The 25,704-nt window shown below is 68.5% G+C and carries 22 protein-coding genes; 14 read left to right on the forward strand and 8 right to left on the reverse strand.

Annotation, left to right across the window (positions count from 1 at the left end):
• Window positions 1-8: 8 nt before the first annotated feature.
• Genes VF651_09790 through nagZ form a run of 3 tightly spaced genes read left to right on the forward strand, consistent with a single transcriptional unit; the run spans window position 9 to window position 3,156 of the window.
• On the forward strand, window positions 9-791 hold the full coding sequence (locus VF651_09790) for a 3'-5' exonuclease (protein ID HEX7965998.1): 783 nt from the start codon (window positions 9-11) through the stop codon (window positions 789-791).
• Window positions 788-2,113, forward strand: a complete 1,326-nt coding sequence (rlmD, locus tag VF651_09795; protein HEX7965999.1) for a 23S rRNA (uracil(1939)-C(5))-methyltransferase RlmD — start codon at window positions 788-790, stop codon at window positions 2,111-2,113. Before VF651_09790 ends, rlmD begins: the two co-directional genes overlap by 4 nt.
• Window positions 2,110-3,156 (forward strand): beta-N-acetylhexosaminidase, encoded by a 1,047-nt coding sequence (gene nagZ, locus VF651_09800; GenBank protein ID HEX7966000.1) that lies wholly within the window; start codon window positions 2,110-2,112, stop codon window positions 3,154-3,156. Before rlmD ends, nagZ begins: the two co-directional genes overlap by 4 nt.
• Before the next feature lies 1 nt (window position 3,157).
• On the opposite strand, the gene VF651_09805 is transcribed toward nagZ, so the two are convergent.
• From VF651_09805 to VF651_09830, 6 genes are all read right to left on the reverse strand, one after another.
• Window positions 3,158-4,453, reverse strand: a complete 1,296-nt coding sequence (locus VF651_09805) for a PQQ-binding-like beta-propeller repeat protein (protein HEX7966001.1) — start codon at window positions 4,451-4,453, stop codon at window positions 3,158-3,160.
• 97 nt (window positions 4,454-4,550) lie between these two features.
• Window positions 4,551-5,300 carry a CsiV family protein gene (locus VF651_09810; GenBank protein ID HEX7966002.1) on the reverse strand — a complete coding sequence of 250 codons (750 nt, stop codon included), beginning with the start codon at window positions 5,298-5,300 and terminating at the stop codon, window positions 4,551-4,553.
• Between the two features lie 28 nt (window positions 5,301-5,328).
• Window positions 5,329-8,793 carry a transcription-repair coupling factor gene (gene mfd / locus VF651_09815; GenBank protein ID HEX7966003.1) on the reverse strand — a complete coding sequence of 1,155 codons (3,465 nt, stop codon included), beginning with the start codon at window positions 8,791-8,793 and terminating at the stop codon, window positions 5,329-5,331.
• Between the two features lie 19 nt (window positions 8,794-8,812).
• Complete coding sequence (locus tag VF651_09820; protein ID HEX7966004.1) at window positions 8,813-9,706, reverse strand: carbon-nitrogen hydrolase; 894 nt, start codon at window positions 9,704-9,706, stop codon at window positions 8,813-8,815.
• A 4-nt stretch (window positions 9,707-9,710) separates the two neighbouring features.
• A complete protein-coding gene (locus tag VF651_09825) occupies window positions 9,711-10,760 on the reverse strand; it encodes an agmatine deiminase family protein (GenBank protein HEX7966005.1) in 1,050 nt (349 codons plus the stop codon).
• A gap of 95 nt (window positions 10,761-10,855) precedes the next feature.
• Window positions 10,856-11,425: a hypothetical protein gene (locus tag VF651_09830; GenBank protein ID HEX7966006.1), complete on the reverse strand. Its 570-nt coding sequence runs from the start codon at window positions 11,423-11,425 to the stop codon at window positions 10,856-10,858.
• A 112-nt stretch (window positions 11,426-11,537) separates the two neighbouring features.
• On the opposite strand from VF651_09830, the gene sfsA reads away from it, so the two are divergent.
• Genes sfsA through lolD form a run of 3 tightly spaced genes read left to right on the forward strand, consistent with a single transcriptional unit; the run spans window position 11,538 to window position 14,194 of the window.
• Window positions 11,538-12,248, forward strand: a complete 711-nt coding sequence (sfsA, locus tag VF651_09835) for a DNA/RNA nuclease SfsA (GenBank protein HEX7966007.1) — start codon at window positions 11,538-11,540, stop codon at window positions 12,246-12,248.
• 22 nt (window positions 12,249-12,270) lie between these two features.
• A complete protein-coding gene (locus VF651_09840) occupies window positions 12,271-13,518 on the forward strand; it encodes a lipoprotein-releasing ABC transporter permease subunit (GenBank protein HEX7966008.1) in 1,248 nt (415 codons plus the stop codon).
• Entirely contained in the window at window positions 13,511-14,194 is a 684-nt protein-coding gene (gene lolD, locus VF651_09845; GenBank protein ID HEX7966009.1) for a lipoprotein-releasing ABC transporter ATP-binding protein LolD, read from the forward strand. The genes VF651_09840 and lolD overlap by 8 nt, the downstream gene beginning before the upstream one ends.
• Here lolD and VF651_09850 read toward each other — a convergent pair.
• Window positions 14,191-14,742: a DUF2062 domain-containing protein gene (locus VF651_09850; protein ID HEX7966010.1), complete on the reverse strand. Its 552-nt coding sequence runs from the start codon at window positions 14,740-14,742 to the stop codon at window positions 14,191-14,193. The genes lolD and VF651_09850 overlap by 4 nt on opposite strands.
• Before the next feature lie 156 nt (window positions 14,743-14,898).
• Between VF651_09850 and VF651_09855 the strand changes: the two genes are divergently transcribed.
• The 8 genes from VF651_09855 (at window position 14,899) to VF651_09890 (ending at window position 22,626) form a co-directional block, all read left to right on the forward strand.
• Complete coding sequence (locus VF651_09855) at window positions 14,899-17,187, forward strand: DNA internalization-related competence protein ComEC/Rec2 (protein ID HEX7966011.1); 2,289 nt, start codon at window positions 14,899-14,901, stop codon at window positions 17,185-17,187.
• A gap of 199 nt (window positions 17,188-17,386) precedes the next feature.
• Window positions 17,387-18,034 (forward strand): MotA/TolQ/ExbB proton channel family protein, encoded by a 648-nt coding sequence (locus tag VF651_09860; protein ID HEX7966012.1) that lies wholly within the window; start codon window positions 17,387-17,389, stop codon window positions 18,032-18,034.
• Window positions 18,021-18,446 carry a biopolymer transporter ExbD gene (locus tag VF651_09865; protein HEX7966013.1) on the forward strand — a complete coding sequence of 142 codons (426 nt, stop codon included), beginning with the start codon at window positions 18,021-18,023 and terminating at the stop codon, window positions 18,444-18,446. Before VF651_09860 ends, VF651_09865 begins: the two co-directional genes overlap by 14 nt.
• 1 nt (window position 18,447) lies before the next feature.
• The gene (gene msbA, locus VF651_09870) at window positions 18,448-20,196 is read left to right on the forward strand and encodes a lipid A export permease/ATP-binding protein MsbA (GenBank protein ID HEX7966014.1); all 1,749 of its coding nucleotides are present in this window, start codon (window positions 18,448-18,450) and stop codon (window positions 20,194-20,196) included.
• 3 nt (window positions 20,197-20,199) lie between these two features.
• Window positions 20,200-21,192, forward strand: a complete 993-nt coding sequence (lpxK, locus tag VF651_09875) for a tetraacyldisaccharide 4'-kinase (protein HEX7966015.1) — start codon at window positions 20,200-20,202, stop codon at window positions 21,190-21,192.
• A gap of 3 nt (window positions 21,193-21,195) precedes the next feature.
• Window positions 21,196-21,381, forward strand: coding sequence for a Trm112 family protein (locus VF651_09880; GenBank protein ID HEX7966016.1), 186 nt, complete (start codon window positions 21,196-21,198; stop codon window positions 21,379-21,381).
• Window position 21,382: 1 nt separating this feature from the next.
• Window positions 21,383-22,135 carry a 3-deoxy-manno-octulosonate cytidylyltransferase gene (gene kdsB, locus VF651_09885; protein HEX7966017.1) on the forward strand — a complete coding sequence of 251 codons (753 nt, stop codon included), beginning with the start codon at window positions 21,383-21,385 and terminating at the stop codon, window positions 22,133-22,135.
• A 2-nt stretch (window positions 22,136-22,137) separates the two neighbouring features.
• Window positions 22,138-22,626, forward strand: coding sequence for a low molecular weight protein-tyrosine-phosphatase (locus tag VF651_09890; GenBank protein HEX7966018.1), 489 nt, complete (start codon window positions 22,138-22,140; stop codon window positions 22,624-22,626).
• A 197-nt stretch (window positions 22,627-22,823) separates the two neighbouring features.
• Here VF651_09890 and VF651_09895 read toward each other — a convergent pair whose 3' ends face one another.
• Window positions 22,824-25,493: an Rne/Rng family ribonuclease gene (locus tag VF651_09895; GenBank protein ID HEX7966019.1), complete on the reverse strand. Its 2,670-nt coding sequence runs from the start codon at window positions 25,491-25,493 to the stop codon at window positions 22,824-22,826.
• Window positions 25,494-25,704 lie beyond the last annotated feature (211 nt).

A 25,704-nucleotide genomic window follows, 5' to 3' on the forward strand; every position in this document is an offset into this window, starting at 1 on the left:
GACCCTGCATGAACATCCTCGCCTTCGACATCGAGACCATCCCTGACCTTGAGGGCGGCCGGCGCCTGTACGGCCTGGAAGGCCTGTCCGACGAGGACGTGGCCCGCGCCATGTTCCAGAAGCGCCGCCAGGACACCGGCGGCAGCGAGTTCCTCCCCTTGCACCTGCAACGGGTGGCGGCGGTCTCTCTCGCCATGCGCAACCGCGACGGCTTCAAGGTCTGGACCCTCGGTACGCCGGAGTCCGACGAGAAGGAGATCGTGGCACGGTTCTTCGAGGGGATAGAGAAGTTCGGCCCCGACCTCGTGTCCTGGAACGGCTCCGGCTTCGATCTGCCGGTCTTGAACTACCGCGCGCTGCGCCACGGCCTCAGCGCACCGCGCTTCTGGGAGCTGGGGGAGGGCGACCAGTCGTTCCGCTGGAACAACTACATCTCCCGCTACCACTGGCGCCACACCGACCTCATGGACGTGCTGGGTTTCTACCAGGGGCGCGCCGGCGTGCCGCTGGACGAGATGGCGCAGCTCTGCGGCTTCCCAGGCAAGCTCGGCATGCACGGCAGCCAGGTGTGGGAGCAGTGGCTCAAGGGCAACCGCGCCGGCGTGCGGGATTACTGCGAGACCGACACCCTCAACACTTACCTCCTGTACCTGCGCTTCGAGCTCCTGAACGGCAGCCTGGGCGAGGAGGAATACCGGCGCGAGTGCGCCGTGGTGCGGGAGGCCCTGAAGAAGGCCGGCAAGCCGCATCTCGATGAGTTCCTGGCGGCCTGGCCGCCGGCGGGCACATGACCGCACGCGCCGCCGCAGGAGCGGAGAGCACCGCCCAGGTCACCGCCCTGTCCCACGAGGGGCGCGGCATAGCGCGCCTGCACGGCAAGACCGTGTTCATCGAGGACGCGCTGCCCGGCGAGACGGTGCGCTTCCGCATCCTCAAGAAGCGCAGCGACTTCGACGAGGCCCAGGTCACAGAGGTGGTGGAAGCCTCGCCTGACCGGGTGCAGCCCCGCTGCCGGCACTTCGGCACCTGCGGCGGCTGCGCGCTGCAGCATCTCGCGCCCGCGGCCCAGGTGGCCGCCAAGCAGCAGACGCTCCTGGATAACCTCAAGCGCATCGGCGGCGTCACGCCGGATGACGTGCTCCCGCCGCTGCTGGGTCCCGCCTGGGGTTACCGGCGCCGCGCGCGCCTCTCGGCCCACCGCAACACCAACAGCGGCAAGGTGCTGGTGGGATTCACGGAGCGCCACCGCCACCTCATCACCGACGTGTGGCAGTGCCATACCCTGGATCCGCAGGTGGGCGGGCGTATCGAGAAGATATCGGAGCTCCTGAGCGGCCTCAGCATCGCGGACAAGGTGCCGCAGCTGGAGGTGGCGGTGGGTGACGGCGATATCGTGCTGTCCCTGCGGGTGCTGGCGGCGCCCAGCGCCGCGGACCGGGAACGGCTCGCGGCCTTCGAGAAGGAAGAGGGCATGCGCATCCTGCTGCAGGAAGGCAAGGCTGAGCATGCCGTGCCCCTGGGCGGCGAGCGGCCCGAGTTGCACTACCGGCTGCCGGCATCACAGGTGGACATCGCCTTCGAGCCCGCCGACTTCATCCAGGTGAACGGCGAGGTGAACCGGCGCCTCGTGGACCTCTCGCTCGAGCTCCTGGCCCCGCGGGACGACGAGGACGTGCTGGACCTCTTCGCCGGCCTCGGCAACTTCACCCTGCCGCTCGCGCGCCTCGCGCGCAGCGTCACGGGCGTGGAGGGAGAAGCGGGCTTGGTGGCCCGCGCCCGCAGCAACGCGGAGCGCAACGGCATCGCCAACGCCTCCTTCGAACAGGCGGACCTTTTCGCCGAGAAGCAGCATGGCGAGTGGGCGAAGCGCCGCTATGCGCGCATATTGCTCGACCCGCCCCGGGCCGGTGCCCGGGAGATCATCGCCCAGTTCCCGCGCTTCGCCGCCCGCAAGCTCGTCTACGTCTCCTGCCATCCCGCCACCCTGGCGCGGGATGCGAAGACGCTGGTGGAGGAGCAGGGTTGGCGGCTCACCAAAGCCGGCGTGCTGGACATGTTTCCCCATACCGCCCACGTGGAATCCATCGCCGTGTTCGAGCGGGGGGCCGCATGAGCCTGGGTCCCCTGATGGTGGACGTGGCGGGCACCGAACTCACCGCCGAAGACCGGGAGATACTGCAACATCCCCTGGTGGGCGGTGTGATCCTGTTCACCCGCAACTACCGCGATCCCAGACAGGTGCGGGCCCTGACGGAGGCGATCCACGCACTGCGGGAGCCGCGCCTCTTGGTCACCGTGGACCACGAGGGCGGGCGCGTGCAGCGCTTCCGCGACGGATTCACGCAGTTGCCGCCGGCGCGGCTCTATGGCGAGCTGCATGACAGGGATCCCAAGGAAGCGGCACGGCTGACGGAACTCTGCGGCTGGCTCCTGGCAGCGGAGTTGCGCGCGGTGGACGTGGACATGAGCTTCGCGCCGGTGGTGGACCTGGACTTCGGCGTGAGCAGCGTCATCGGCGACCGGGCCTTCCATGCCGATCCCACGGTGGTGGCGGAACTCACCCGGGCCTGGACCCTGGGCATGCGCCGGGCCGGCATGGCTGCCTGTGCCAAGCATTTCCCCGGCCACGGCGCGGTACAGGGTGATTCCCACCACATGCTCCCGGTGGATGAGCGGTCCCTGGAGGAGATCCGGCAACGTGACCTCGTGCCCTACCAGCGCCTGTTCAAGCTCGACTGCGCCTCCGTGATGATGGCCCACGTGGTGTATTCCCAGGTGGACGAGCAGCCCGCCAGCCTGTCGCGGCGCTGGGTGGATGAGGAGCTGCGCGGGCGTATGCGCTTCGAAGGCGTGGTGTTCTGTGACGACCTCAGCATGCGAGGCGCCGAGAAGGCGGGCGACTACCTGGACCGGGCCGAGGCGGCGCTCGCAGCAGGCTGCGACATGCTGCCGGTGTGCAACAACCGCGCCGGCGTGGAGGCGATCCTGGACGGACTCAAGGCGCCGCCGAACCCGGTGAGCCAGTGGCGGCTGGTGCGCCTGCACGGGAAGGAGAGCCACTCATGGGACGCGCTACGCGCCGGCGCCGAATGGCGCCACGCATGCAGCGCCCTGGCGAAACACTACGACGCGGGCTTCCGGCTCGAGCCGACCTGAATCAACGGCCCCGGTCTTCCGTGGCGTAGGCCCGCACCAGCCAGTGCGTGAAACCGAAGGGCGGTACGCTGTTGCTGTCGATGCCGGCCGCCACCAGCACCCCGCGTGTCCAGCCCAGGCCCTGTGCTTGCGCGCCGAGCATCGTGTCAGTCGGCGTGGCGTCTTCCCACAACAACCGCCCAGTCCGCGTGTAGGCGCGCACCATGAAGTGCGGCGCGCTCTCTACGGCAGGATCGAAGGCCTGTCCGGCCACGAATACCCGCTTGTCGCCCACCGTCACCGCCAGGGCCGTATAGGGTGCCGATGGCGTGCCCGGCTGATCCTGCCATAGCAGCGCGCCGTCGGACGCGGCGTAGGCGCTCACCAGCACCTGGCTGCCTGCCTCGGCGGTGAACAGGCGATTGGAATCCAACGCCAGCCGGTTTACGCGATCGCCTGGGTCCGCCTGCCAGCGCAGCCGGCCCTTGCGCAGGCCGTAGGCGGCCACCTGGTTCGTATCCTGGCTGTTCGAATCCACCGCCCACCAGGCGAGATATACCTTGCCGTCGCCGACCACGAGTTCGGCGGTACGCAAGGACAGGCCTTGGGCTTCGGCAGGGCGCGCTTCCCAAAGGAACCTGCCTTGGCGGGTGGTGTAGGCGCGCAGCACCAGGTGGCCGCCGTCATCTGCGCCCGCCACCAGCACCGTGCCGCCGGAGACCGCGAGAGCGAGCGGCAAGGCCACGTCATCGACTTCCCAGCGCTGTGCGCCGGTGGACGCGGCATAGGCGCGCAGCAGGCCGGCGCCGCCCGTGCCGGGGGAGCAGGTGCCGGCGGCGAACACGGAGCCGCCATCGGCGACGATGGCCCGTGCGCGGGAACCGAACTGTCCGCAGTGATCCTCCCACAGCACTGTACCGTCGCGCCGGTCATAGGCGCGCACGACGTAGCCGTTGCTGCCGGCGGTGTTGGTGCCGGAACTCCCGGCGAGGAAGAGGCGCGTGCCGCCCACCGCGAGTCCGGACACCTCGTCGTCCTGGTGGATGCCGCCCGCGTCCCACACGTCTTCCCAACGGAGCGCGCCGCTCGCCACGTCGTAGGCGCGCACGCGGATGTCGGCATCGCTGCTGGGCGTAACCTTGTAGGGACCGCCGCCCGCCACATAGGCGAAGCCTCCGGCAACGGCCACCTGGCTCGCGGAAGCGTCACCCGTCATGGGGTCGTACACATCATCCCAGATGAGCTGGCCCGAGGCGGCGAACACCGGCGCGCCGGCGAGGGAGGCGGCTAGAGATGCGGTGAGCAGGAGTGCCTTCATATATGCACAAGGCTGCTCGTACCGCCGCGGCGGCACAATCAAGCGAATACCCGAAGCAGATGAAGCGCGCCCGCCGCGGGCGCGCGGTCAAATCAGGTTATTGGCGCCGTACCGGCGTCACCAGCACGATGGCGCCGAACAGGGGGTGGTCGAAGTAGGCGAGCTTGCCGCCGTTCACGCGCATGTCGTGGCGCAGGCGGTAGAGCTGGAAGGTCGGTGCCGCCGGCACGGCGGTGCTGCCGGGCGGTGCGAGCACCGTGGTGCTGATGGCGGGGGAGGCGGGTGCGGCGTTCTTCGCCAGCGGACCTTCCAGTATCAGGTCCAGGTCGAAGTGCAGGTAAGGGCCGGTGGTGCTGAGCTTCGCGTCGCCGTAGACGGGCGTCGCCTGGGGCAGCGGCATGGCGTCGGCGGGCTGCGGCGCGGTGCTGGCGGCGGGCACCGCGGAGGCCGGCACACCCAGGCGCACCGCCGGGGCGTTGGCCCGGTCCAGGGCCGGCTGGCTCCAAGCCACGTGCAGCAAAGGCTCGTAGTTGCGGGAGCGCTTGAGACGCGCCCAGGCGTCGTCGAGCTGCTGCGCGGTCACGGATATGAGCTGATAAGGCACCGGCGCTACCGCCGGGTCCACGGGCGCGAGGGGCAGCGCGCCGTTCCAGTCCGGCAACCCCGGGTCTGCGGGCCAGGTCTCCTGGCTGCCGGCGTTGGGGTCCGTGGCGCGGAACACGATCACTTCCACGTTGTACCAGTTGGGCGTGGGAGCGGAAGGCGCCGCGGCCGGAGCCGGCGCTGGGGCCGCGCCGTAGGCGGTGCTCGCGAGCAGGATCAGCAGGCTGGCGGCGAAGGTCTTCAAGGTACGGCTCCTTCCGGCGATGGCTGCATTATGCCGCAGTTGGCGGGGCGAGGCGTGCGAGCAGGGCTTCCACTTCGGCGACGCGCGTGTCCCGGTCCTCCAGGTCCATGGTGAAGCGCAGCCGGTCCTGGCCGTCCAGCCGGAAGATGTTGGGCTTGGCCTGCACCAGCCGTATCACGGTGATCGGTTCCACCGGCGTGTCCGGCCCGAAGTGGATGCGCCCGCCCGCGGGGCCGGCCTCGATCTTGCGGATGCCGAGGGGCGCGGCCTTGAGCTTGAGCTCGGCCATGCGGAACAGGTTCTTGGCCTGGGGCGGCAGGAGGCCGAAACGGTCGATCATCTCCACCTGCAGGTCGTCCAACTGCGCCTGGTCCTTGCAGCTCGCGATGCGCTTGTAGAGCGTGAGGCGCAGGTGCACGTCCGGCATGTAGTCGGAGGTGAGCAGGGCCGGGATGTGCAGGTCGATCTCCGGGCCGTGGTCCAGGGGCGCGTCCAGGTCCACGGGCTTGCCGGCCTTGAGGGTCTTCACCGCCCGCTCCAGGAGTTCCGAGTACAGCGAGAAGCCCACTTCCTGGATCTGCCCGCTCTGCTCGTCGCCGAGCAGCTCGCCGGCACCGCGGATCTCCAGGTCGTGGGTGGCGAGGGTGAATCCGGCGCCCAGTTCCTCCAGGGACTCGATGGCCTCCAGGCGCTTCAGGGCGTCGCCGGTCATGAGGGTGCGCGGCGGGATCAGCAGGTAGGCATAGGCCCGGTGGTGGGAGCGGCCCACGCGCCCGCGCAACTGGTGCAGCTGTGCCAGGCCGAACTTGTCGGCGCGGTGGATGATGATGGTGTTGGCCGTCGGCACGTCGATGCCGCTCTCGACGATCGTGGTGCACACCAGGATGTTGAAGCGCCGGTGGTAGAAGTCGAGCATCACCTGCTCGAGTTCCCGTTCCCGCATCTGGCCGTGGGCGATGCGGATGTCCGCGCCGGGTACGAGCTTCGCCACGTCCGCCGCCGCCTTCTCGATGGTCTCGACGCTGTTGTGCACGAAGTAGACCTGGCCGCCGCGCTTGATCTCGCGCAGGCAGGCCTCCTGGATCAGGCCGTCCTGCCACTCGCTGACGAAGGTCTTCACCGCCAGGCGCTCCTCCGGCGGCGTGGCGATGATGGAGAGCTCGCGCAGCCCCGCCAGCGCCATGTTGAGGGTGCGCGGGATGGGCGTGGCGGTGAGGGTGAGGATGTCCACCTCGGCCCTGAGCTTCTTGAGGCGCTCCTTGTGCTGCACGCCGAAGCGGTGCTCCTCGTCCACGATCACGAGACCCAGGTCCTTGAACTTCATCTCGGGTCGCAGCAGCGCGTGGGTGCCGATCACGATCTCCACCTTGCCGGCGGCGATGGCCTCGAGCGCCGCCTCCTGCTGCTTGCCGGTACGGAAGCGCGACAGCACCTCGATGCGCACCGGCAGCTCGGCGAAGCGGTCCTGGAAGGTCTGCGCATGCTGCTGGGCGAGCAGGGTGGTGGGCACCAGCACCGCCACCTGCTTGCCGCCCTGCACCGCCACGAAGGCGGCGCGCAGCGCCACCTCGGTCTTGCCGAAGCCCACGTCGCCGCACACCACCCGGTCCATGGGCCGCCCTTCGGTCATGTCCGCGATCACGCCCTCGATGGCCTTCTGCTGGTCCGGCGTCTCGTCGAAGGGAAAGCCGTCGGCGAAGGACTCGTAGTCGAGCGGCGCCAGCTTGAATGCGTGGCCCTCGCGCGCCGCGCGACGCGCATAGAGCTCCAGGAGCTCGACGGCGGTGTCGCGGGCCTGCTCGGCGGCACGGCGCCGCGCCTTGTCCCAGTCGCCGCTGCCGAGCTTGTGCAGCGGCGCGGTCTCGGGCGAGCTGCCGCTGTAGCGGCTGATGAGGTGCAGCGAGGACACCGGCACGTAGAGCTTGTCGCCGCCGGCATACTCGAGCCTGAGGAACTCGGTCTCGAAGCCGCCCATGTCCAGGGTCTCGAGCCCCAGGTAGCGGCCCACGCCGTGCTGCTCGTGCACCACCGGCGCCCCGGCGGCCAGGTCCGTCAAGTCCCGGATGATGTCCTCGGGGTTGCGGCGGCTGACGCGCCGGGTCTTCTGGCGCGCGCGCTCGCCGAAGAGCTGCTCCTCCGTGAGCACCGCGAGGCCCGCCTCCGGCAGCAGCAGGCCCCGCTCCAGGGGCGCGATGCAGATGGCGAGGGGCTCATCGGCCGACAGGAATTCATCCCAGCCCTCCACGGGCACGGGCTTGATGCCGTGCCTGCCCAGGAGGTCGTTGAGGTACTCGCGCCGTCCGGCGGATTCTGCCGCGAACAGCACCCGCCCCTTGAATCCGCGCAGGAAGCCCAGCAGCTTCTCCGCGGGCTCGCTTGCACGGCTCTCCACCCGCAACGAGAGGGGCGCGGCGGTCGCGAAGTTGACGCCGGCGCCTGGCAACCGCTCGAAGGATTGAACCACGATGCAGGCGTGCCGCTCCGCCGCGGCCTGCACCTCGGAGGGTTCGAACCAGACCTCCTGGGGTTTCAGCAGCGGCCGCTCGATGTCATGGCGGCGCTGCTCGTAGCGCTCGCCGATCTGCTGCCAAGCCTGCTCCAGCGCCCCCGGCATGTCGTCCAGGGCGGCGATGACGCCGTCTTTCGGCAGGTAGTCGAAGAAGCAGCAGGTGGAGTCGAAGAAAAGCGGCAGGTAATACTCGATGCCGCCGATGGCGACGCCGTTGGAGACGTCGCGGTACACGGCGCTGCGGTTTGGATCGCCCTCGATGCGGGCGCGATAGCGCTGGCGGAAGGCACGGATGCCCGTCTCGTCCAGCGGGAACTCGCGCGCCGGCAGCAGTTCGAGTTCCGGCAGACTGTCCTTCGAGAGTTGGGTCTCGGGATCGAATACCCGGATGGATTCGATCTCGTCATCGAACAGATCGATGCGGTAGGGCACCTCGCTGCCCATCGGGAACACGTCCAGCAGCGAGCCGCGCACGGCGTACTCGCCGTGCTCCATCACCTGGGTCACGGAGTGGTAGGCGGCGGCGGCGAGGCGCCGGCGCAGCGCTTCCGGGTCCAACATCTCGCCCACCTTCAGCATCAGCGTGCCGCCTGCGACGTACTGGGGCGGCGCGAGGCGCTGCAACAACGCGGCGGCGGCCACCACCACGATGCCGCGCTTCAGTTCCGGCAGCGCTGCCAGGGTCGCGAGCCGCTCCGACAGGATGTCCTGGTGGGGCGAGAAGAGGTCGTAGGGCAGGGTCTCCCAATCCGGCAGTGCGAGCACCGGCAGGGACGGGTCGGTGACATAGAAGCGCAGCTCCGCCCCGATGCGGTCCGCCTCGCGGGAGTCCTGTGCCACCACCACCAGCGGTGCTTCCAGGCGCGCCGCCGCCTCCGCCAGCGCGAGGCCGGGGCTGCTGCCATAGAGCTTGCCCCAGCGCTGTTCGCGGCTGGAAAGGTCGAGGTCCGCGGACGCTAGGACGGTGGACGGTTTGTCAGGCATCAAGAGGTCGGACGCGCCACTAGTCTCTGTAGCGCTTGGTCAGGTCTCCGTAGGAATCGATGCGGCGGTCCCGCAGGTAGGGCCAGATGCGGCGCACGGCCTCGGAGCGGCCGAGGTCCACGTCCACCACCAGCACCGTGGGGGAAGAGCTGTCGGCCTGGGCCAGGATCTCGCCCTGGGGGCCTGCGACGAAGCTCGAGCCCCAGAAGTCGATGCCGTCGGTGGCGCCGGAGGGATCCTTCTCATGGCCGATGCGGTTGCAGGCCAGCACCGGCAGGCCGTTGGCCACCGCGTGGGCACGCTGGATGGTGATCCAGGCATCCCGCTGACGGCCCTGCTCGGCCTTGTCGTCCGCCGAGACCCAGCCGATGGCGGTGGGATAGAGCAGGAGGTCCGCGCCGGCCAGCGCCATCATGCGCGCGCCTTCGGGATACCACTGGTCCCAGCACACCAGCACGCCGAGCTTGCCCACGGAAGTCTGGATCGGCTCGAAGCCGATGTCCCCCGGGGTGAAGTAGAACTTCTCGTAGTAGGCCGGATCGTCCGGGATGTGCATCTTGCGGTAGATGCCGGCGAGGCTGCCGTCCTTCTCCAGCACCGCGGCGGTGTTGTGGTAGAGGCCGGGAGCGCGGCGCTCGAACAGCGAGGCCACTATCACCACGCCGAGCTCCTTCGCCACGGAGCCCAGCTCCCGGGTGGAGGGGCCGGGGATGCTCTCGGCCAGGTCGAAGACCTTCGTATCCTCGGTCTGGCAGAAATAGGGGCCGGCGTGCAGTTCCTGCAGCAGCACCAGCCTCGCGCCTTGCTTGGCCGCCTCGCGGATGCCCTTGATGCTCTCCTCGAGGTTCGCGGCACGGTCGTCCGTGCAGCGCTGCTGCACCAGGCCGACCTTGAGGGATTTGGATGCGCTCATCTCGTCATGCCTTCTGCGGCACTACGCCGCGGGGGAACTGCATGGTCACGCAGTGCAGGCTGCCGTACTGGTGGATCAGGGAGCGGCAGGGGACGCCCACGATCTGGCGATCCGGGAAGCAGCTTTCAAGGGCCTTCAGGGCCGGCCCGTCCGCCGCATCATTATAGGTCGGCACCAGCACCGCGCCATCCACGATCAGGAAGTTGGCGTAGGTGGCCGGCAGGCGGCGGCCGGTGTGGTCGATGATGGGCTGGGGCCAGGGGAGCGGCACCAGCGTGTACGGCTGCCCGTCCTTGCGGCGCAGGGCCTTGAGCTCGTCCTCCATGGCCTTGAGACCGGCGTAGTGCGGATCCGACTGGTCGGCACAGGCCTGGTAGGCGATGGTATGCGGGTCGCAGAGGCGGGCGAGCGTGTCGACGTGGCCGTCGGTATCGTCGCCGTCGATGGCGCCGTGCCTGAGCCACAGGATGCGGTCCACGCCCAGGTACTTGTGCAGCAGCGCCTCTATCTCGGTCCGCTTGAGCTTCGGGTTGCGGTTCTTGTTCAGCAGGCAGCTCTCGGTGGTGAGCAGGGTGCCTTCCCCGTCCACTTCGATGCTGCCGCCTTCCAGCACCAGCTCGATGCTTTCCATCAGGATGTCGCCGAAGGCGCCGGCTTCATGCAGGCGGCGGCTCAGGCGGTTGTCCTCGGCATGGGGGTACTTCTCGCCCCAACCGTTGAAGATGAAGTCCAGCAGCACGAGCTGGCCGTCCTTCTCGACGGTGATGGGACCGTGGTCGCGGGCCCAGGCATCGTTGGAGGGGAAGGTGAATATGTGCAGCCGGTCCATGCGGCCGCCGGCGGCCTTCACGTAGCCGCGGATGCGCTCGGCATGGCCTGCGTCCATGCAGGTGATGATCACCGGCTCCCGCAGGCTGATCTCCTTGGCGATGGCAGTGTGGCAGCGCTCCGCAGAGGCGTAGTCCGGGTTCCACTCCACGTCGGAGCGTGGCCAGGTGAGCATCACGCCGCTCTGGGGCACCCATTCCGGCGGCAGGCTGTAGCGTGCGGTCATGTCTTCCCCAGTTCCCCAAAGCAAACCGCGTGACGTGCCGCCCCCGGGACGGCACCGCTCACGCGGCATATGGATCGGTGCGGTGGAGGCGGCGGTCAGCCGCCGGGCGTCTGCGTGAACGCGTTGGCCTTCATCACCGCATGCAGGACCATATTGTATTCGAAGTAGACCACGTAGTCCGCGTAGACCCAGCGGCTGATGGGCGGCTTGCCCACCGCCGGCTGCTTCTCCAGCGGCGCGCCGAAGATGTGCTCCACGTTCGCCATGTCCATGCCGCGCTGCGGCAGCTGCATCTGATAGCTGGGCGAAGCGGGCATCGCCATGGCGGGAGCGGCAGCGGCGGGCGCTGCGCTCACGGCGGATGCGGCGGTGGGCGCGGTCTCGGCGGTGGCCGGCGCCGCCGCGGTGCTCATGGCCGGCGCGTTCGCGGCGGTGGCGGCACCCGGAGCCGGGCTCACTTCGGCCGGTGCCGCAGTGGCCGCGCTCGGGGCGGCTTCCGCGGGGGCGGCGCTGCTTGCCGCCGGCGCCTCGGTACCTTGGTTGTCGGTCGAGCTAGGGACGGCAGCGGTCGCGGCGGCGGGTACTGCATCGCCGTCGGCCCATGCGAGAGGCAGGGCCGACAGCAGTCCTGCCGCGAGGAGCAGGCTCAGGGCGGGGCGTGTCATGTCACAATCTCCCTAGGACGTCTGGGCTAACTATAGCATCCTGCTGCAAGCGTTAAATGCTTTCTACAGCATCGGGTTAGGCGGTTTTCTTGACATATAGGCTCACTAACGCATGCGCTTCGAACCCGCTCTGCATGAGGCCCGGCTGCAACGGCGCTACAAGCGTTTCCTGGCGGATGTGGCGTTCCCGGACGGCCGGCAGCTCACCATCCACTGCCCCAACACAGGCGCCATGCTGGGCTGTGCCGAGCCCGGCATGCGCATCTGGGTGAGCCGCGCGGCCAATCCGGCGCGCAAGTACGCCTGGACCTGGGAACTGGTGGAGGCGCTACCGGGGGTGTTGGTGGGCATCCACACCGGGCGCACCAATGCCCTGGTGCGGGAGGCCATCGCGGGCGGCGTGATCACTCCCCTGGCCGGCTATGCCTCGCTCAAGGGCGAAGTCATGGCCGGGGAGGGTTTCAGGGTGGACTTCCTGCTGAGCGGCCACGCCGGCCAGCCGGACTGCTACCTCGAGGTCAAGAACGTCACCGCGGCGGTGCAGGACGGCATAGCTCTGTTCCCCGATGCAGTGAGCGAGCGGGCCAGCCGCCATCTGCGGGAGCTCATGCAGAAGGTGCGGGCGGGCCACCGGGCCGCGCTCTGCTTCTGCGTGCAGCGGGACGACGTCACGGAGGTCCGGCCCGCGGATGCCATCGATCCTGTCTATGGCCGCATCCTGCGCGAGGCGATGGCGGCCGGGGTGGAGGTGATGGCCTATGCCGCGCACCTGGACCACCGCGAGGCGGCGCTTTATCGGCCGGTCCCGGTCCGTTTACCCTGAATCACCCCCTATAATGCGCGGCATGTTCCGACCCTTCCCGCTGTTCGTGGGCTTGCGCTATTTCCGGGCCAAGCGCCGCAACCAATTCATCTCCTTCATCTCCGGCATGTCGCTGGTGTCCATCGCCATAGGCGTGATGGCGCTCATCACCGTGCTGTCGGTGATGAACGGCTTCCAGAGCGAGCTCCGGGAACGCATCCTCAACATGACCGCCGACGCCACCGTCTCCGGCTTCGACAACCGGCTGGCGGACTGGCAGGACGTGCTGCATGACGTGCGCGGGGAGGCCCATGTCACCGGCGCCGCCCCCTACGTGCAGGACCAGGCGATGCTCGCCAACGGCTCCAGCATGAGCGGCACCGAGGTGCGCGGCGTGCTGCCGGACATGGAGGGCGCGGTCTCGGAGGTGGGCAAGCGCATGGTCATCGGCAGCGTGCAGGACCTCAAGCCCGGCAGCTACGGCATCGTGCTGGGCAAGGACCTGGCCTATGCCCTGGGCGCGACGCCGGGCGACAAGGTCATCCTGATGATCTCCCAGGGCAACGTGACGCCCGCCGGCCTCATCCCGCGCTTCCGCCGCTTCACCGTCGCCGGCATCTTCGACGCAGGCATGTACGAATACGACCGCGGCCTCGCGCTCATCAACATGCAGGACGCCCAGACCCTGTACGGCCTCGGCGCGGCGGTGAGCGGCGTGCGCCTCAAGCTCGATGACAAGTATCAGGCGCCCCAGGTGGCGCGCGACCTCACCGAGCGCTTCCAGGGCGCTTACTACGTGAGCGACTGGACCCAGGAGCACGTGAACTTCTTCAAGGCCATCGCCATGGAGAAGACCGTGATGTTCATCATCCTGTCGCTGATCGAGCTGGTGGCGGCCATCAGCATCGCCATCACCCTGGTGATGGCGGTCACCGACAAGCAGGCGGACATCGCCATCCTGCGCACCCTCGGCGCTAGCCCGCGCGAGATCATGGGCATCTTCATCGTGCAGGGCACCATCATCGGGTTCCTGGGCACGCTCATCGGCCTGGTGCTGGGCGTGCTCCTGGCCCACAACCTCAACGACATCATGCATTTCCTGCAGCGGGTATTCCATACGGAGTTCCTGCCGTCGAGCGTGTACTACATCAGCGACCTGCCGGCGGCCATCTACGAGGCCGATGTGCTCAAGATCACCATCGCGAGCTTCGTGCTGACGGTGCTGTCGACGCTGTATCCGGCCTGGCGTGCCGCCAACACCCAGCCGGCGGAGGCGCTGCGCTATGAGTGACACGGCGCCGATCCTCCGCTGCGAGAAGCTGGTGAAGCACTTCCAGGAAGGCGACTACAAGGTGGAGGTGCTGAACGGCGTCGACCTCGCCGTGGCGCCGGGCGAGCGCGTCGCCATCGTGGGCAGCTCCGGTTCCGGGAAGAGCACGCTGCTGCACCTCCTGGGCGGACTCGACATACCGACCGCCGGCACGGTGGAAGTGCAGGGCCAGAACCTGAGCCGCCTGTCCGATGCCGCGCGCGGCGTGCTGCGCAACCGTGCCATCGGCTTCGTGTACCAGTTCCACCATCTCTTGCCGGAGTTCACGGCGGTGGAGAACGTGGCCATGCCGCTGTTGATCCGCGGCATCGATCCCGCTGAGGCGGAGGCCCGGTCGGCGGAGCTGCTGGGCAGGGTGGGGCTGGCCCAGCGCCTCACGCACCGGCCCGCGAAACTGTCGGGCGGAGAACGCCAGCGCGCCGCAGTGGCGCGCGCGCTGATCCACCGTCCGGCGGTGGTGCTGGCGGACGAACCCACGGGGAACCTGGATGTCCACACCGGCGAACAGGTATATGAGTTGATGCTCGAGCTCAACCGGGAGATGGGCACCAGCCTGATCCTGGTGACCCACGACACGGGACTCGCGAAGAAGATGCAGCGGGTGCTGCACCTGAAGGAAGGCAGGATCGCGGCCTAGCGGCGGTCTGCCCGCTCCAGCGTGCGCAGCTTCCAGCGGCCGCGGATCGACAGGCGCCAGGCCAGGTCGAACACGATATAGGCCACCAGTGCCAGCACCAGCCCTTCCACGGTGCAACCCAGCAGGAAGGCCTTGATGGCGTTCCAGGTGTGGGTGAGTTCCGGCACGCGCCAGGCGCGGGTCACCGGCTCCTTGACCACGAGGCCGGGATGGAACGGGTTCAGCAGCCAGGCGCCGAGCTTGTATCCGATGTAGTAGATGGGCCCGAAGGTGAGGGGGTTATTGACCCACACCGCAGCCACCGCCACCGGCAGGTTCATGCGCCAGTAGAGCGCTCCCAGCACCGCCATGAGCATGTGGCCCGGGATGGGCAGGCAGGCGATGAACACCCCCAAGGCGAGAGCCCTGCAGGTGCCGCGCCGGCCGATGTGCCAGAGCATCGGGTCGTGCAGCACGAAATCGAACGGGCGCAGGTACCACTTGCCGTGAAGCTTGGCGTGCAGCTTCTCGGGATCCGGCAGCAGTTTGGTGAGAAACTTACGGGGCACCGCGGCTCCAGGCGCGTGTCGCGGAGCTGATCTCCGCATCCTGAGCATAGCCGGCTCCTCGGGGACCCGGCATTAATCAAAAATGAACTATATATAGGTTGCCCCCGTCCTTAGCGGCGGGGCGGGGCCATTATCCACGATTTGGGGAAATGGAGGATGTGGAGATACGCGACCGCGATGCTCGCCGGGGTGCTCACGATCCTGGCCCTGCCGGAGCTGCCTTCGCCGCTGCTCCTGGCGGCGTTGGCCGGACCGCTCGCATGTGCTGCCCTCTGTAAGAAACGGTGGCGCTGGCTGCTGTTCCTGCCGTTGGGCGCAGGCTGGTGCTGGATGGCTGCTCATGCGCATCTCGCCTCACGGCTGGATGCCGGTTACGAGGGCAGGGAGGTCACCCTCACGGGTTGGGTCGCCGGCCTTCCGCGCCAGCGCGGCGAACTCACGGACTTCGAGTTCACGGTAGAGACCCTGGACAGCCGCGCGCCGGCACCGGGCATACCGGACCGCGTGCGCCTCAGCATCCAGGGCGGACCGGATACCGTGCTGCCACGGGCAGGTGAGCACTGGCGCTTCAGCACCAAGCTGCGCCGGCCGCGGGGCTTCATGGATCCCGGTGCCTTCGACTACGAGGGCTGGCTGTTCTTCCACGGCATCGGCGCCACGGGCTACGTGGCCCACGATGCGGCGCCGCTGCCGGGACCGGCGCGTTTCCCGTTGCTCAGGCTGCGCGCCGCGCTGCGCGAACGCATGTTCGCGGCCTTGCCGGACGATGCCTTCGCCGGCATGGCGGCGGCCCTCGCCACCGGCGACCAGGGCGGTATCAGCGACGCCCAGTGGGAGGTGCTGCAGGCCACCAACACCGTGCATCTCATGGCCATCGCCGGGCTGCACATCGGCGTGGTGGCGGGGTTCCTGTTCTTCATCATCCGCTGGCTGTGGCGGCGCAGTGCGGCACTGTGCCTGCGCTGTCCCGCGGCGGTGGCAGCGGCCGTCGCATCGCTCCTGGGTGCGGCCTCGTACGCCTGTCTCGCGGGCTTCACGCTGCCGACCCAGCGGGCGCTCATCATGTTGGCAGCCCTCACCCTGGGGGTGGTGCTGCGCCGCAGGTTGCGGGCGGCGGATACGCTCTCTCTCGCGATGCTGGGCGTGCTGCTGTGGAATCCGCTGGCGGCGGGCGAGGCGAGCTTCTGGCTCTCCTTCGGCGCCGTGGGCGGGATCCTGTTCGCCTTCAGCAGCCGGGTGCGCGCGCCCCATGGCACGCTGCGGGAACTGCTGCGCACCCAGTGGGCGGTCGGCGTGGCGCTGCTGCCGCTGCTGGCGTTCTTCTTCCAGCAGGCGGGCTTGAGCTCGCCGCTCGCGAACTTCGTGGCGGTACCGGTGTATGCGTTCTACGTGGTGCCGCTGGTGCTCATCGGCGCGCTGTTCCTGTCCGTCTGGCCTTGGGCAGGCGCAGCGCTGCTCAAGCTCGCCACAGGCGTGATGGCCGGTACCTGGCCGCTACTGGACTGGCTCGCACACCTGCCGGCGGGCATGCTGCCTGCCGCGGCACCCTCCTGGTGGCTGGCTGCGCTGGGTCTCGTGGGCGCGTTCTGGCTCCTCATGCCGCGAGCCATGCCGGGACGGGTGCCCGCGGCGCTGCTGATGCTGCCGCTGTTCGTGCCGCCCGCTTCCGGCATCACGCCGGGAGGTTTCGACCTCATGCTCCTTGACGTAGGGCAGGGCCTTGCAGCGGTGGTGCGCACCCAAGGCCACTTACTCATCTACGACACGGGTCCCGGCTTCCGCTCCGGTTCGGATACCGGCGAAGAGGTGTTGATCCCTTACCTGCGTTCCCAGGGCATCGCGGCGCCGGACCTGGCGATGGTGAGCCACGGCGACAACGACCACGCCGGTGGGCTCGCGAGCCTGCGCAAGGCTTACCCCGGGCTCAAGGTCTATACGGGCGCCATGGACCGCATCCCCGATGCGAAGCCCTGCCTCAGGGGCCAGCGCTGGGACTGGGATGGCGTCCACTTCGAGGTGCTGTACCCGGAACTCGGCAATCCCCTGAGCGGCAACGATGCTTCCTGCGTGCTGAAGGTGACGGGTCAGGGCGGCAGCGTGCTGCTGGCCGGCGATCTCATGAAGAAGGGGGAGAGACGGCTCCTGGAACTGGAGCCCGCGGAGTTGGGCAGCGAGGTGCTGGTGGCCCCGCACCATGGCAGCAATTCCTCGTCCACGCCGCCGTTCGTGGCGGCGGTGCACCCTTCGCAGGTGCTGTTCCCGGTGGGTTACCGCAACCGCTGGAACTTCCCCAAGCCCGAGGTGGTGGCGCGTTACGCTGCCGTCGCCGCGCTCGCGGACACCGCCACCGACGGGGCGCTGTGCATGCGCTTCAGGGCGGGCTCCCAACCCACGCTCGCCATGCGCTGGCGCCGGGACGCGGCCCGGCTCTGGACGGCTCACTAGCGCGAGCCTCCTCGATCGAGCTTGGAAAAACCTTCCCTAGGTTTTTCCAAGCCCGTTCGGCGCGGCGCAGGTTCGCGCCGAACGATCCCCAGTCCCGGTGGCGGCCATGCCTGCTGACGCACATCCCTGTGCAGCTGGGCCAAAAAAAGACCTTAAAATCCAGTATCATGCAGTAATCTGAACACCGGACGGGAGCGGCATGTTCGAGATCATCAAGGCAGGCGGCTGGATCATGGTGCCGCTCCTGCTCTGTTCCGTCATGGCCGTGGGCATCATCGCCGAGCGCCTCTGGAGCCTGCAGGTCGCACGGGTCGCCCCCGAGCACCTGGCGGCCCAGGTCTGGCAGTGGATCCGCAACGGCGAGTTCACCGAGGAGCGCATGCAGGCCCTGCGCACGGGCTCGCCCCTGGGCCGCCTGCTCGCCATCGGCATCCTGCACCGCGGTTCCGAGCGGGAGGTACTGAACGATGCCATCTCCGACGCCGGCCGCCACATCGTCCACGAGCTCGACCGCTATCTCATCACCCTGGGCAGCATCGCCACCATCTCGCCGCTGCTCGGCCTGCTCGGCACCGTGCTCGGCATCATGCACGTGTTCGCCGCGATCTCCGTGACCGGCCTGGGCAACCCCACCGCGCTGGCCGGCGGCATCTCCCAGGCGCTCATCACCACCGTGGTGGGCCTCACCGTCGCGATCCCCGCCTATGTGGCGCACCGCGCGCTGCGGGGCCGGGTGGAGGACCTGGTGGTGCGCATGGAGCGCGAGACGATGCGTCTCATGAACGCGCTGCAGGGACGCCAGGCGCCGGCCGAGTGGCAGCGCAGGGGTGATCGTGAGGCTGCGTGAGCGCCAGCGCTGGGAAGACCCGGAGCTGAACCTGATCTCGCTGGTGGACGTGGTCCTCATGATGCTGGTGTTCTTCATGATGACCACCCACTTCATCCAGAGCACCAGCGTCAACGTGGAGCTGCCCAGCGCTGGCGTGCCGCCGGTGTACACCGAGGCCCAGGGCATCGAGATCACCGTGGACGCGGAGGGCCGCTACTTCGTGGACCAGAAGCCGGTGCCCGGCTCCGGTGCCGCCAGCCTGCGCGAGGCGCTGCTGGCCGCCGCCGGCGACAAGCGCGACCAACCCATAATCCTGCGCGCCGACGCGCGTGCCACCCACCAGTCGGTGGTGACGGTGATGGACGTGGCCGGCGCGCTGGGCTTCGCCCAGCTGCAGATACTCACCACCGAGACCCGTCCGGAACGCTGAGATGGCCGAACCGACCGCGCCGAACAGCGTACTCCAGACCTACCGCCGCCTCATGGGCTATGCGCTGCCGCATTGGCCGCGCTACCTCCTGGCCATGTTCGGCATGGCCATCTACGCCTTCACCCAGGCGAGCTTCGCCTCGCTCATGAAGCCGCTGCTGGACCAGGGCATCCTGCTGCACGATCCAGTCACCATGCACCGGCTGCCGCTCCTGGTGGTGGGGCTGTTCCTGCTGCGCGGCACCGCCGACTTCCTCGCCGCCTACAACATCAGCTGGGTGGGCCGCAGCATCATCAAGCGCCTGCGCCAGGAGACGTTCGCCCAGTTGCTGCGGCTGCCCTCGCGCTACTACGACGCCATGTCCTCCGGCATGCTGCTGTCCAAGATCACCTACAACATCGAGCAGGTGGCGGAAGCCACCACCAACGCGGTCACCGTCATGGTGCGCGACGGGCTCACCATCATCGGCCTCGTCACCGTGATGTTCTACCAGAGCTGGAAGCTCTCGCTGTTCATGCTGGTGATGGGGCCGGTGATCGCGCTCCTGGTGCGCTACATCAGCGAACGCTTCCGCCGCTACAGCCGCCGCATCCAGGACTCCATGGGCGACGTCACCAAGGTGGCGGACGAGGTCATCACCGGCCAGCGCATCGTCAAGCTGTTCGGCGGGCGCGAGCACGAGACGCGCCGCTTCGAGGAAGTGAACGAGAAGAACCGCTACCTCAACGTGAAACTCATGTTGGTCAACGCGGGCTCCAGCCCCATCATCCAGATGATCGCGGGACTCGGCATCGCCGGCGTCATCGCCATGGCCTTCGGCGACAAGTCCGTGACACCCGGCGCGTTCGTGGCGTTCCTGGGCTCGACGCTGCTGCTGCTGCCCTCGCTCAAGCACGTCACCGACATCAACGCGCCCATGCAGCGCGGCATCGCCGCCGGGCAAAGCATCTTCGAATTGCTCGACGACAAGGTGGAGGACGAGGGTGGCAGCTTCACGCTGCCCCGCGCCCAGGGGGAACTGGAGTTCCGGGATGTGGGCTTCGCCTATACCGAGGCCAAGGGCGCAGTGCTCCATAGCATCAGCTTCAAGGCCGCTCCCGGCGAGACCATCGCCCTGGTCGGGCGCTCCGGCAGCGGCAAGTCCACCCTCGTGAGCCTGCTGCCCCGCTTCTACGACCCCAGTTCCGGCGCGATCCTGCTGGACGGTCATGACCTGCGCGAGTTCGCCCTCGGCAACCTGCGGGAGCAGGTGGCCATGGTCAGCCAGGACGTGATGCTGTTCAACGACACCATCCGCAACAACATCGCCTACGGCTCCATGGACCGGCGCAGCGAGGCGGATATCGTGGGCGCCGCCGAGGCCGCCTACGCGATGCCCTTCATCAAACGTCTTCCCCAGGGCCTGGACACGGTGGTGGGGGACCGGGGCGTGCTGCTCTCGGGCGGCGAGCGCCAGCGCCTCTCGGTGGCGCGGGCCTTGCTGAAGGATGCGCCCTTGCTGATCCTTGACGAGGCTACCTCGGCCCTGGACTCCGAGTCCGAGCGCCACATCCAGGCGGCGCTGGAAGGCCTCATGGCCAACCGCACCACGCTCGTGATCGCGCACCGCCTCTCCACCGTGGAGAAGGCAAGCCGCATCGTGGTCATGGACCGGGGCCGCATCGTGGAGATGGGCAAGCATGCGGAACTGCTCGCCAAGGGCGGCCAGTACGCGGCACTGCACCGCCTGCAGTTCCGCGACGGCGACTGAACCATGTCCGCCTGGCTGCTGCGCCGCTGGTACTCGCCTCATCCCGCCTGGTTCCTGATCCCGTTCAGCTGGCTGTTCTGGCTGCTCTCGGCCCTGCGCCGCGGTGCCTACGCGCTCGGCATCTTGCCCGTGGCGAGGCTGCCGGTGCCGGTCATCGTGGCGGGCAACATCAGCGTGGGCGGCACAGGCAAGACACCTTTCGTCATCTGGCTGGCGCAGGAGCTCAAGCAGCGCGGCTTCAGGCCTGGCATCGTCACACGGGGCTACGGCGCCAACTTGAGCCACGCCCGTCTTGTGACGGCCGATGCCGGCGCGCATGAAGCGGGGGACGAGACCCTGCTGCTGGCTCGCCACGGCGGCGTGCCGGTGGCGGCGGGACGCGACCGGGTGGCGGCGGCGCGCCTGTTGGCCGAGGAGCAGGGCGTGGACGCGATCATCAGCGACGACGGCCTGCAGCATTACCGGCTGCCGCGGCGCTACGAGATCGTGTTGTTGGACGGCAGCCGCGGTTTGGGCAATGGCTGGCTGCTGCCTGCGGGGCCGCTGAGGGAACGCGCGGCGCGCTTGCAGGGCGTGCAGCAAGTGGTGATCAAGCAGGTCCCGGGCGGCAGCTTCGCTTGGCCTGGGGCCCTCTCCATGCGCCTCAAGGCGGACACGGCCGTGTCCCTGCAGGGCGGTGAGCGCAAGCCCCTGAGTGCGTCCGCGGGACAGTCCGTGCACGCGGTGGCGGGCATCGGCAACCCGGAGCAGTTCTTCGCCACGCTGCGGGCCGCCGGCCTCACGGTGGATGGACGCGCGCTGCCGGACCATGCACAGCCCTTGCCGGCGGACCTGGAGTTCGGCGATAAGCTGCCGGTGTTCATGACCGAGAAAGACGCCGTAAAATGTGCCGGCATGACCCTGCCGCGCCACTGGTACCTCGAAGCGGCGGCGGAGTTCGACGCCGCCGAGGCGGTGCGGCTCCTGGACGACATAACACGCAAATTGAAAGGTTGAAACATGGCTCTCGACCCCAAGCTGCTGGAGATCCTGGTGTGTCCCCTGTGCAAGGGACCACTGCTGTACCGCAAGGCGGAGGGAGAGCTGGTGTGCAAGGCGGACCGCCTGGCTTATCCCATCCGCGACGGCATCCCGGTGATGCTGGAGGGCGAGGCGCGCGAGATCGCGCCGGGCGAGAAGCTCTGAGATGCGCTTCATTGTGGTCATCCCCGCGCGCTATGCGGCGCAACGCCTGCCGGGGAAGCCCCTGGCGGACCTCGCCGGCAAGCCGCTGATCCTGCATGCCTGCGACTCGGCGCGCCGCAGCGGCGCCGCCGAGGTGATCGTGGCCACCGACGATGAGCGCATCCGTGCCGCCTGCGCCGCCGCGGGCGTGGCGGCGGAGACGACCGCCGCCAGCCACGCCTCCGGCACCGACCGCATCGCCGAAGTGGCGGCGCGCCGCGGCTGGGACGACGATGCGCTGGTGGTGAACCTGCAGGGGGACGAACCCATGATGCCTCCGGGTTGCATCGAACAGACCGCGAAGCTGCTCGAGTCCGGCGCGGACATGAGCACGCTCTGCACGCCCATCCATGAACTGGCGGAGTTCATGAATCCCAATGTGGTGAAGGTGGTGACGGACGGGCAGGGACGGGCGCTCTACTTCAGCCGGGCACCCATCCCCTGGAACAGGGACGGCGCAGCTTCGGGCCTCGCTTCCCAGCAACAGCACCACGGTGCGCTGCGCCACATCGGCATCTATGGCTACCGGGTGGGCGCGCTCAAGCGCCTCTCCGCCACGCCTCCCTGCGAGCTGGAACAGCTCGAGAAGCTGGAGCAGCTGCGGGCCCTCTGGCTCGGCATGCGCATCGCGGCGGACGTGGCGAAGCAAGTCCCAGGTCCCAGCGTGGATACGCCGGAAGACCTCAAACGGGTCGCATCCCTGCTGAAGCACTGAACATGGCCGGCACGTATCGCGTCAGCGTCCTGTTCGTATGCATGGGCAACATCTGCCGCTCGCCCACGGCGGAAGGCGTGTTCCGCAAGCTGCATGCAGAACTGGCGCCGGAGCTGGACATCCACATCGACTCCGCCGGTACCCATGCTTATCACATCGGCGATCCGCCGGATCCGCGTTCCCACGCGGCAGCCCTGAAGCGCGGCGTGGATATCTCCAGCCACCGCGGCCGCCAGGCCCGGGCCCAGGACTTCCACGACTTCGACTACGTGATCGCCATGGACAGCGAGAACCTGCGGCGTCTCGCCTCCCTGCGTCCCAAGGACGCCAGGGCTGAATTGAGGCTATTGTTGGAATACTCACCCGAGGCGGGCATCACCGATGTGCCAGATCCCTACTATGGCGGCGCCGGCGGATTCGAACGGGTCCTGGACCTGGTAGAGCAGGGATGTCGCGCTCTGCTAGAGGAAATCCGCAAGAATCATTCTTGAAGCCTTCTCAAAAGCGTTACGAGCGAAGGCAGAGCGAGGCGCGGGAGGCGAGTGCCCGGAGCGTACTCTTCGGTACGTGAGGAGCACGAGCCGGACCGCAACGAAGCTATGCCGAGCGCAGTAGCTTTTGAGAAGGCTTGAGAAAAAGAAAGCCCGGCTTAGCCGGGCTTTCTGCTTCTGGACGTCGGGCGTTCACGTCACTCGTGATGGTCGCCGCCCTGCTTGCCTTCGCTGCCGCCGCCCTGGCCGCCACCGTGGTTCTCGGAAGGCTCCTGACGGGGCATGGCATCCGGGATGCGGTAAGGGTTGGGCATGGTGCGATCGTCATGGCCGGCCGCGCTCGAGGGCTCGTGATAGATCTCTCGTGCCGGTTGTGCCGGGGCCGCAGTGTGGGCGTGATCGTGCACGTCGTGGGAGAAGTTGCGCTCCTCCGCACCGCCCTCGTGGTCATCATGACCGAAGTGTTCGCCCGGGGGCGCCACGTTGCCGCGGTTGTCATCCTCGGTGTGGGAGGCGCCGGCCTGCTGCTGGCCCGGAGCGCCTGGCTCGCCGCGCTCTTCGAAGCGGCGGCGACGTCCACCACGGCGTCCGCGGCGGCGTCCGCGGCGTCCGCCGCCTTCGCCTGCGCGCTCGGCGGCGGGGCCGCCCATGCCGTTGCTGAACTGGCCGCCGGCCGGGGTCATGGCTGCCTGCTCCTGGGCGATCTGCTCATGGCGGGCCTGCTCGCTCAGCTGCTCGGCCTCGGAGAGGACGGGAGCCGGAGCGGGGGCGGGAGCCGGAGCTGGAGCCGGCTGCGCCTGCTGCTGCGGACGGTTCTCATGCCGTTCGCCACGCTCGCCCCGGTTGCCGCGTTCATGCCGGTCACCGCGCTCGCCGCGGTTGCCACGCTCATGGCGGTCGCCACGTTCGTGACGGTCCTGGCGCTCGCCGCGGGCCTGCTGGTTGCGGTCGCCGCGCTCCTCGCGCTTCTGGCCTCCGCCGCCTTGGTTCTGGCCCTGGCCTTGGCGCTGGGCATTGCGGTCGCGGTCACGGTCGCCGCGCTCGTCGCGGTGGCGGTTGCCGCGCTCCCGGTCGCGTCCGCGGCTGCGGTCACGCTCGTTACGGTCACGCCGGCCGAACTCCTGGCGCGGGCCGCGGTGCTCGCGGGGGCTGCGTTCGGGACGTTTCTTCTCGGCCTCGCCCCCGGTGCCGAACAGGGCACGCCAGAGCTTCACGAAGATGCCGGGCCGCTCCACGGTCTCGGGAGTGAACACCGGGGCCGGCATGGAAGGATTGATGCCCTTCACGGCCGGGGCCTCGGCGGCTTCCTTGGCGCGCTCCGAACTCGGCAGAGGTTCCGGTTCCGGCGCCGTCACCAGCTTGTAGCTGGTGTTGGTGGCGCCTGGCGCGCGGGCTTCGTCGTCGCGGATGCGCTGGATGTCGTACTTCGGCATGTCCATGTGCGGGTGCGGCACCAGCACCACGGTCACATGGCAGCGCTTCTCGATCTCCGAGATGATGCCGCGCTTCTCGTTGAGCAGGAAGGTCGCCACATTCACGGGCAGCTTGGCCACGACGCGCGAGGTGCGCTCCTTCATGGCCTCCTCCTCGATCAGGCGCAGCACCGACAGGGAGAGGGACTCGATGCCGCGGATGCGGCCCTCGCCTTCGCACTGCGGGCAGACCACCTGGGTGGACTCGCCCAGGGAAGGGCGCAGGCGCTGGCGCGACATCTCAAGCAGGCCGAAGCGGGACAGCTTGCCTACCTGTACGCGGGCACGGTCCATCTCCAGGGCGACGCGCAGGCGGTCTTCCACCTCGCGCTGGTTCTTGGGCGGGCCCATGTCGATGAAATCGATGACGATGAGGCCGCCCAGGTCGCGCAGCCGGAGCTGGCGTGCCACCTCGTCGGCGGCCTCCAGGTTGGTGCGCAGGGCGGTCTCCTCGATGTCACTGCCCTTGGTGGCGCGGGCCGAGTTGACGTCGATGGCCACCAGGGCCTCGGTATGGTCGATGACCAGGGCGCCGCCGGAGGGCAGGCGGATGTGGCGGCCGAAGGCAGCCTCGATCTGGCTCTCGATCTGGAAGCGGGTGAACAGCGGCACGCGCTCGTCGTAGCGCTTGAGCTTGCCGACGCTCTGGGGCATGACCTTCTGCATGAAGGCCTGGGCTTCCTGGAACATCTTGTCGTCGTCCACCAGGATCTCACCGATGTCGGCGCGCAGGTAGTCGCGCAGGGCGCGGATCACGACGTTGCCTTCCTGGTAGATCAGGAACGGTGCGGAGCGCTCATGGGAGGCCTTGTCGATGGCGTCCCAGGTCTGCACCAGGTAGTCCAGGTCCCATTGCAATTCCTCGGGGCTGCGGCCGCCGGCGGCGGTGCGGATGATGACGCCCATGCCGTCCGGGATCTGCAGGGAGGACAGCGCATCGCGCAGCTCCTCGCGGTCGTCGCCCTCGACCCGGCGCGAGACGCCGCCGGCACGGGGGTTGTTGGGCATCAGCACCATGAAGCGCCCCGCCAGGCTGATGAACGTGGTGAGGGCGGCACCCTTGTTGCCGCGCTCCTCCTTGTCCACCTGCACCATGACTTCCTGGCCTTCCTGCAACACCTCACGGATGTTGATGCGGCTGGATGTGTCGGCACCCTGACGGAAGTAGCTGCGGGAGATTTCCTTCAGCGGGAGGAAACCGTGGCGCTCGGAACCGTAGTCCACGAAGCAGGCTTCCAGGCTGGGCTCGACCCGGGTGATGCGGCCCTTGTAGATGTTGGCCTTCTTCTGCTCCTTGGAGAGTACCTCGAGGTCGAGGTCATACAGGCGCTGGCCATCCACCATGGCCACGCGCAACTCCTCGGGCTGGGTCGCATTGATCAGTATTCTTTTCATCGAATGTCTCGCTCAGCACTGCACCATGGGCTGCACGAGATCAGGAAGGGCCGGACGGCCTCAGGGCGGGGATCTTCTGGTTATTCAGGCGCCGGTCCCTTGCGGGGGACGGCTGCCTTAGAAATCCAAGCCTGGGCGGAATCGGCGCTTCGTGACCATGCGAAGGCATGGGAGCGCGGTCCTTAACATCGCTTTGGGCCCGTTCCAAGGG

The sequence above is a fragment of the Gammaproteobacteria bacterium genome, from assembly GCA_036383255.1.
Lineage (GTDB): Bacteria > Pseudomonadota > Gammaproteobacteria > Natronospirales > REEB76 > DASUBN01.